Source organism: Vibrio sp. 10N.247.311.13, from assembly GCF_041467595.1.
Classification (GTDB): Bacteria; Pseudomonadota; Gammaproteobacteria; order Enterobacterales; family Vibrionaceae; genus Vibrio; species Vibrio crassostreae_C.
The window spans coordinates 1-1411 of sequence record NZ_JBFSUX010000134.1; the positions used below are offsets into that span (position 1 = coordinate 1).

Genomic DNA, 1411 nt, shown 5'->3' on the forward strand with positions numbered 1-1411 from the left:
AGTTCAAAAAAAATCCCCAAGCGTGGCTTAGGGATTTGTGTATAAGAGACAGCCCGAGGGAGCCTTTGATTATGTTTCTAGTGACTATTCGCTTATGTTTTTATTTTAAAATGCTTCTTCGAGCGTTTGTTCATTCTTTTTTTCTGTCTGTTTTTCAACGGTTTCAACCTCTTTCAAGCGCGCAGTGAAGTGTCTTAACACCGGCGTCTCGTAGGTAAAATCGAGCCCTTTCACTTGTCCTGCATTCTCTTTCACTTTTTCGAATGCTTCGATAATGAAGTCCATGTGTGTTTGTGTGTAGGTCGCGCGAGGAATGGTAAGGCGCAACAACTCAGCAGGACATGGGTGTTGTTCACCTGTTGCTGGGTCGCGTCCTTGCAGCAAAGACCCAATCTCAACCGCTCTGATACCCGCGACTTTATAGAGTTCGCACGCCAAAGCATGTGCGGGAAACTGACCAGCCGGGATATGAGGCAGCAATTTACCCGCATCGACAAACGCAGCATGACCGCCTGCTTGCTGGCACACGATGCCCTTCGCTTCTAAGCCATCAACAAGGTATTGAACCTGGCCAATACGGTACTCTAACCAATCTTGGCGCATGCCGTCATAAAGGCCAACCGCAAGACGCTCCATCGCGCCACCTTCTAAGCCACCATAGGTTGGGAAGCCCTCTTGCACCACACACAAGGTTCGACACTCTGTGTACACATCCATGAAAGCGTCGTCTTTAAAGCACAACAAGCCGCCCATTTGTACCATGGCATCTTTCTTGGCAGACATAGCTAAACCATCCGCGTATTTGTAAGACTCACGCGTGATCTGTTCGATTGTCCAATCCTGATAACCCGCTTCACGTTGTTGAATGAAGTAGGCATTTTCTGCGTAGCGTGCCGAGTCCATGATCACAGGAATATCGTACTTCTGAGCGATTTCATACACGGCTTTTAGATTGGCGATAGACACTGGCTGTCCACCAGCAGAGTTACAAGTAATGGTGCTCACAATGTAGGGAACATTGGCTGCGCCCGCTTCTAAGATCGCTTCTTCCAGCTTCACCACATCGAAGTTGCCTTTGAAATCCGCGTTCACTGAGGTATCGAACGCTTCTTTGGTATAAACGTTCTTCGCCACACAGCAATTCACTTGGGTGTGGCCTTGTGTTGTATCGAAGAAGTAGTTCGACAAGGCGACCATTTTGCTGCGATCGAGCCCTTTCTCCATTTCACGCTTCTTAATAAGAACCGGAATGTAGATCTGCTCTGCACCGCGTCCTTGGTGTGTTGGAATCGTCAACTCGTAACCGAAGATATCCTTAACCGCATTCGACAATGCGTAGTAACTGCGGCTACCACTGCAGGGCGGGATCGCACTTTGTTAACAAATATGATCTAATAGTGCTAAATCCACA

The 1411-nt window shown here is 48.0% G+C and carries 1 pseudogene; it reads right to left on the reverse strand.

Features of this window, described 5'->3' with window-relative positions:
- Positions 1–105: 105 nt before the first annotated feature.
- A pseudogene (locus AB6E52_RS23025) lies at positions 106–1356 on the reverse strand (tryptophanase); the annotation flags it as partial.
- Positions 1357–1411 lie beyond the last annotated feature (55 nt).